At 59.1% G+C, this 5,917-nt stretch carries 8 protein-coding genes; 2 read left to right on the top strand and 6 right to left on the bottom strand.

Features of this window, described 5'->3' with window-relative positions; all coding sequences use genetic code 11:
* Positions 1–202 precede the first annotated feature (202 nt).
* Positions 203–442, bottom strand: a complete 240-nt coding sequence (locus F561_RS0123980) for a hypothetical protein (RefSeq protein WP_245556631.1) — start codon at positions 440–442, stop codon at positions 203–205.
* 140 nt (positions 443–582) lie between these two features.
* Here F561_RS0123980 and F561_RS29370 point away from each other — a divergent pair, with 140 nt between their 5' ends.
* Complete coding sequence (locus F561_RS29370) at positions 583–741, top strand: hypothetical protein (protein ID WP_019012502.1); 159 nt, start codon at positions 583–585, stop codon at positions 739–741.
* Between the two features lie 252 nt (positions 742–993).
* Here the strand turns inward: F561_RS29370 and F561_RS0123970 are convergent, their stop codons facing one another.
* The 3 genes from F561_RS0123970 to F561_RS26840 all read right to left on the bottom strand — a co-directional run bounded on the left by F561_RS0123970 (position 994) and on the right by F561_RS26840 (position 3,446).
* Positions 994–1,182 carry a hypothetical protein gene (locus F561_RS0123970; RefSeq protein WP_019012501.1) on the bottom strand — a complete coding sequence of 63 codons (189 nt, stop codon included), beginning with the start codon at positions 1,180–1,182 and terminating at the stop codon, positions 994–996.
* Positions 1,179–1,526, bottom strand: coding sequence for a hypothetical protein (locus F561_RS30255; RefSeq protein WP_019012500.1), 348 nt, complete (start codon positions 1,524–1,526; stop codon positions 1,179–1,181). Before F561_RS30255 ends, F561_RS0123970 begins: the two co-directional genes overlap by 4 nt.
* Positions 1,527–1,601: 75 nt before the next feature.
* Entirely contained in the window at positions 1,602–3,446 is a 1,845-nt protein-coding gene (locus tag F561_RS26840) for a DUF11 domain-containing protein (RefSeq protein ID WP_019012499.1), read from the bottom strand.
* 118 nt (positions 3,447–3,564) lie between these two features.
* On the opposite strand from F561_RS26840, the gene F561_RS0123960 reads away from it, so the two are divergent.
* On the top strand, positions 3,565–4,599 hold the full coding sequence (locus F561_RS0123960) for an IS4 family transposase (RefSeq protein ID WP_019012498.1): 1,035 nt from the start codon (positions 3,565–3,567) through the stop codon (positions 4,597–4,599).
* Here the strand turns inward: F561_RS0123960 and F561_RS0123955 are convergent.
* Together F561_RS0123955 and F561_RS29365 are read right to left on the bottom strand one after the other, a co-directional pair.
* Positions 4,588–4,962, bottom strand: a complete 375-nt coding sequence (locus F561_RS0123955; RefSeq protein ID WP_157452163.1) for a hypothetical protein — start codon at positions 4,960–4,962, stop codon at positions 4,588–4,590. The genes F561_RS0123960 and F561_RS0123955 overlap by 12 nt on opposite strands.
* A 296-nt stretch (positions 4,963–5,258) precedes the next feature.
* Positions 5,259–5,917 (bottom strand): hypothetical protein (locus F561_RS29365; protein WP_211214862.1); only part of this gene is annotated, 659 nt, incomplete at its 5' end.

Raw genomic sequence — 5,917 nt, 5'->3', positions numbered from 1 at the left:
GACCAGTCCTGTTCAACCACTGAGCGCACCAGTTCATCGCCCAAAGTCCACAGGAGCCAGCCAGACAACGGCACACCAATCAGCCCCAATACGATCAGGACACGAATGATTTTCAGACTGATGTCTCCCCGGACCATGGCAGACAGAGTAGCCGAGATCTGCAACCCAAGACAGAAGAAATGCCCACACTGAAATCAGGGGTTCAGCTGTGTTCTGGACAGGGTTCCACGAATTCTACGTCCAGCCAGTACTGGGCGTCGGCATCTTCCCGAGCGCCCAACAGCTCCTGCCAAGCTGCCCAGACTTCAGTCTGCACGTCAGGATGGCGGCCGAGATAAGCCATCAGCTCGACACGCTCAAGGAGCCCGAGGCCCTCGCCACCGTAGCCCCGGTCCTGGCGGTAGGCGGCATCAAGTAGGTCGGCCAATTCAACAGCGGTCAAGTCACGTGGGTGCATAGGCCGAGGATTGCTACCCTCGGCACTTCTTTTCCTGTGTGAGCGGCTTCAGGGCCGCACCGAAACGGTGAGCCCTAGTGTCATTTGCGTCTTGATCAGCATGTCCGAGCCTCTATAGTGCGGCCATGAAGCGCCTGCCTGAGAGCTATCTCAACCTCTGGAATCAGTATCTGCTGTCCTCTCGGCCTTTGCGCCCCCTCCTCATGGTGGCAGGCGGCAGCCTCCTCTTTATGGTCGGAGTGAATGTCGGGCGAATGCTCTACAGCTTGACCCAGGGCGGATAAACTGAGCCTCAACTCACCGAGAGGGCGCAACAAAATCTCTTTTCTCGTGCAACCGCCAAAAGCTCCACCCTTCATTCGGTGCAGTGGTGGGGCTTTGGTTTCGCCTGTGCTGTCCCGTACTTGGGGGCCACTCCCTCTGGAGTGCCCCCATTGTTTTGGCACTTCAGGGCGATAGCGCTGACGACTTGGCCGGCGAGTGCTGGATCATGACGCGGCAGGCGTGTAGCTCTTGGCTGGAGTAGGGGCGGCGGTTTATGCCTCAAGCAGACGGGTGGACTCGGTTCCTTGGTACTCCAAGAGAGGAATGGTGAGGGCAGCCAGCAGGATGGCGGCAAGGGCGGTGGTCGTCATGGCCAAGAGGTTGCTGGTGAAGAGGAGGAGCAACGTCACCACACTGAGTGCGCAGGCGCTGCCCATCAACACAGAGAAGAGGGCGTTCATGCCTTCAGTGTGGAGGCAAAAGGCAGAAAAAGCTCTTCAGTGAACTTCAAGAAGCCGCTGGGGGCCACGCGGAAGGCGGGATTGAGGGTGATGGTCTGCTGGCCCACGCCTGTTGCGGCATTCACAGTGTACTGACCCGCACCGGCACCGACGGTCAAGAGGGTGCTGCTGGCGTTGGTGTAGTCACTGGTAATGGCTCCGGTCTGGGGATCGCGGACTGGCGTGGGATCGTAGTAGACCTGCGTATTGCTGAAGTTGAACAGACCGGGGGTCTGCTGAACAGGGTCAGTGGCACCGAAGTTGTAGATCAGGACGTTGTTGATCGCGCCTTCGTTGGAAGACACTTCGACGCTGGCCGCGCTGGCCAGGATCGTACCCGCTGCGTCGCCGCCACGGATAGGATCGACGGTATCGGTGAGCTAGGTTTGCTCGGAGATGAAGGACGTGACGGTCACGCAGGCCTGAGCCTGACCTGTGCCTGCATTGCTGCTGGTGTAGCTGCCCACATCGCAGTAGCTGCCGCGTGGCGTGCCGGCGGCGACGCTGCTGGTGAGGGTCAAGGTCAGGATCTGATTGGGAGCAAGGTCGAGTGTGGCGGGCACGGTGCTGACGGTGTGTGTGGCGGCGTCAAAGGTCACGCTGCCTGCCTGCGCGGTGCCGGACACGGTGTAGCTGCCGCTGCCGTAGTTCATGTAGACGTTGTTCAGGTTGCCCAGCAGGTCCTTCACGGCCACTGCGGTGGCGGTGGCCGAGCCGGAGTTGGTGACGGTGATGACGCTCTGATAGCTGCTGCCAGGGGTGAGCTGGTTGAGGGCGGGCTGCCCTGCAATCTGATTGTTCACCTTGGTGATAGCGAGGCGGGGTGAAGCGACCTTGAAGCAGGGGATACCCGAAGCACCTGTGACGGCCACACCGTTGTTGCTGGTGGCCGTGAAAGTGCCTTGGTCACAGTAATCGCCGTCAACGGTACCCGAGGCGGCAAACGTGAAGGTCTGGGTGGCTCCAGCGGCCAGGTTGAAGGCACCGGTGGTGAAGCCGTCGTCCGCAGTTTTGGTCACCGCTACAGCTTGAGGCGCGGCAGTCACGTTGCCCTGAAGAGCGTAGTTGGCCGCAACGGTGGCGTTAGCGATGTTGTCGGTCACGACCACGTTGGTGGCGGCGGCATTGCCGTTGTTGCTGACGGTGATGCGGGCGACCACGGGCACGTTCGGGCCGACGACGACGCCGCTGGCGATAGGCGTAAAGGCTCCTGCCGCGTCAAGCGTACCCAGCGTCTTGCTGATGCCGAGGTTGGGGGCTGTGACCGTCAGGCAAGCCTGATCGGACAAGGTGGGTGAGACGGTACCAAATGCGCCGTTGTTGTAGCTGACGATGGTAGCGACGTCACAGTAGACGCCCACGGCACTGGCCTGGGCAGGCAGCGTAAAGGTCCGGCTGGCCCCGGCAGCGAGATCGAAGGTGGCATCGAAACCGTCCGTGGCATTGGCGGTGGTGCCTGCGGGGGCGGTCACGCTGTAGGCCGCAGCGTCACCAGACTTCAGCACGTCGCTCAAGCGGATGGCCGTCGCGGGGCCTGCGCCGGTGTTGCTGACCGTGACGGTGAAGTCACGGGCCTGATTGAGTCCAGCCTGGTTGTCTTTGGGGGCCTTGACAATCGTCAGGCGGGCACTGGGCGCAAACGTCTTGTTCAGGAAGCGCTTGGTCACTTCGGTGCCGTTGACGTAAGCGATGGCGCGAATGCGGGCGGTGGCCAGCGTAGTCACGGCAGGATCGTGGTTCAGGGCCGTCCAGGTAAAGCCGTTGGTGTCGGGTGTATTGACGCCGGTGACGTTGTACAACGGATATTCGGTGCTGCTGGGAAAACGCACGTTGTTCCCCGTAGCGCTGTTGGTGTAGGTGTTGGCGCTCAAAGCATTGTCGTTGATGTCTTGGCCCGTCACTGGGGAGCCAGAGGCCTGTCCACCATCATCAGCAGCAGCAAAGCGCACATTACCCGTCTGGTCCAGAATGTCCCAGCGTACGTTGGCGCCAATGATCGGATAAACGTTTCCATCGGCGGCCTTGTAACCGACGTAGCCGCCTGCAACGTTCTGGCTCAGCAGCGGAGCCACTTCATCCATTTCGCCTGCGGCGGGGGCTGCGGGGTCGGTAGCACCGCCCACTTTGGTCGCATCAATGCCGCCCGTCTCATTCTCGAGCCAAGAGTAGAAGACGAACTTGGTTCCGGCGTTGTTCAGGTCGTCTTTGGTGATGGCCCTCAGCACCTGACACTTTGATGTGAATGGCGTCCTAGACGCAGTACGGCAGGACAAAGGGCGGTATCAGACTTTGTGACAAGCTCCGAAACCGCCCTGCTGCAAGAGTGACACGCTGGCTGCCCATTTGAAAACCCGCCTCCCCCATCGCCGCGGGGATGCCCTGAAGCGACTGGCCGAAGTGCTCTTAGCGATTCTTCAAGCCGAGTCCACACTCCACCGCAAGATCGCTCTCCACCTGCCCCGGGACGCCACTCCTGAGTCCAAAACACGCGTCGTCGCCCGGGTATTCCACGATGTCCAGCTCACCCAGCAGGACGTCTGTGACGTCCTGCTTCCCTTGCTCCCAGAAGGCAAACTCACCTTGGTGATGGACCTTGCCAACTGGCACTACGGTCAGACTTCACTCAACCTCCTCGTCCTCGGCGCCCTGCTTGGGGGCGCCGTGATTCCCTTGGTGTGGACGGTCATCCCGCACCAAGGGAACAGCTGTACCGCCGCCCGCATTCTGTTGGTGGCCCGACTCCTCAAAGTACTCCCCGCCAAGCGCTGGGCCGTTCTGATCGCGGATCGGGAGTTCATCGGCCAAGAGTGGTACCGTTTCCTACGCTGGAAGCGCATTCGGCAATGTCTGCGCATTCGGGAAAACACCCGTATTGAAGATGAACTTGTCAGGGATCTGTTCAAGAGCCTCAAACCCGGTGAGGTGCGGACACTCTTTGAGCGGACGTGGGTGTATGGCGGCTGGATGCATGTGGTCATCACCCTGTCCCCCGTCGGGGACAGGGTGATTGTCGCTTCAGATTTGCCCGTCAGGGACGTTTTGAAAACCTACCGGTTGAGGTGGGGCATTGAATCCGCCTTCTCGGCCCTGAAATCTAGGGGGCTGAACCTAGAAGCTACGCACATGACGGCTGCCGACCGGATTTCGAGATTGTTCGGCTTGCTGTGCATCGCGTTGGCCTGGATGGCCCGGGTAGGGGCACAGGATCAGCAACAGAATCCGGTGAGATGTGACAACCGAGGGCGACCGATCAGAAGTCAGGTTCGCACTGGGTGGATGGCGCTCAGTCAGGCCGTCCGGTGGGGCAGGGACGCCTTCTGGAGCTACCTGCAGCTCCTCAATACACCATTCCTGCCCTCTGGGACGTCAATTCCTTGAAGTGTCAGGTGCTGAGGTGATGGCCACCATCTTGCCACTGGCGTCCATGTAAAACGCGCCGCTGACCGTATTGGGCCGCAAGGTTGGGTAAACCAGATTGGTCGTGCCGCCTGCGGTGGCCGTGAAGGTCTGAGTTTCAGGAATAAAGCCGTCTTTGCTGTAGGTGGCGGTGTAGGTGCCGGGCGTCAGGGTGTTGTAGTTGCCGGGAGCCACAACCACTCCGGCGCTGTCACGGATGGTGAGGGTATAGCCGTTGGGGTTGGCGGGTAGGGTGACCATACCGACGGTAACGGCAGGAGGATTCACGACAGGTGTATTGCCGCCGCAAGAGGCAAGCAAAAGTACACTGGTTAAAGCAGCCATTCCTAGTTTAACGTTCATTTTCATATGAGCCTCCAAGAAACAATCAACAAAGCTCTTCAAAGTGCGTTGACTTTGAGCATAAGAAAGTTACCTAGCGGCCTAGGAAGCTTTGTCGCGTGCCCTGATTTAGACACATCAAGCTCTCAGTTTGTGGCCTCCATTAGATGAAGGAAATCCAATCAGGTGTAAAAGGTGCTTCTTCTGATGTAGACCTGATGTAAGAATTAAGTATCAGGTTTTATTTCTTAATGTATGATATTTTAATAAAAACTAAGACCCAACGTATAAGGAATTTGTCAGAACAGTTGATCTAAGTATCTGGAGAAGCGAGTGAATCTGCATGAAGAGCTTTCCCGCCTCCCAGTTAAAATGAGGGCGGGTAGCGTCAAGATGGGTTGCGAGCCAGCCTGGTCTGGTAAAGCTCCCCTGCCACGCTGACCCATCTGACGCGCTGCTTTTGTGCTCATTTCCCGGAGTACCGCAAACACCAAGTGGAGCTGCTTTCTCTCGTCGTCCTGGCACTCCTTCAAGCCAAGGACGTCCGGCATGCAGAACTGGCTGAGCGCTTCCCGGGAAGCGCAGGGGCGTCCTCGGTCATTCGCCGAATTGAGCGGTTTTTCGACCGCCATCCCCTGTGCCCAGCTGATCTTGCCGCTGTCGTGCTGAGGCTGCTTCCGGATGCCCGGAAGCGAGAATTTATCATTGACCGCACGAATTGGAAGCTGGGTCAGACAGATGTGAACGCACTGGTGCTGGCTGTCTTGTGGCGTGGTGTCGCCATTCCACTCCTCTTCGAGCTGCTGCCCCATGGGGGCAGCAGCAGCACCGAAATCCGGCTGACCCTGATGAACGACGTGCTTTGCCTTCTGTCCTGCCAGGAGATCGCCGTGCTCTATGCCGACCGGGAATGTATTGGCCAAGACTGGATTGGTGGGCTGTCTCGTGCGGGGATTCC

This window comes from Deinococcus aquatilis DSM 23025, from assembly GCF_000378445.1.
Taxonomy (GTDB): domain Bacteria; phylum Deinococcota; class Deinococci; order Deinococcales; family Deinococcaceae; genus Deinococcus; species Deinococcus aquatilis.
The sequence above is the reverse complement of the archived record's forward strand: the minus strand, read 5'-3'. Positions and strand labels throughout refer to the sequence as shown.

Bases quoted from the DNA above. Each gene is read 5' to 3' on its own strand.
- F561_RS0123970 (WP_019012501.1), bottom strand. From the start codon at position 1,182: ATGAACGCCCTCTTCTCTGTGTTGATGGGCAGCGCCTGCGCACTCAGT.
- F561_RS0123955 (WP_157452163.1), bottom strand. From the start codon at position 4,962: ATGGCTGCTTTAACCAGTGTACTTTTGCTTGCCTCTTGCGGCGGCAAT.
- F561_RS29370 (WP_019012502.1), top strand. From the start codon at position 583: ATGAAGCGCCTGCCTGAGAGCTATCTCAACCTCTGGAATCAGTATCTG.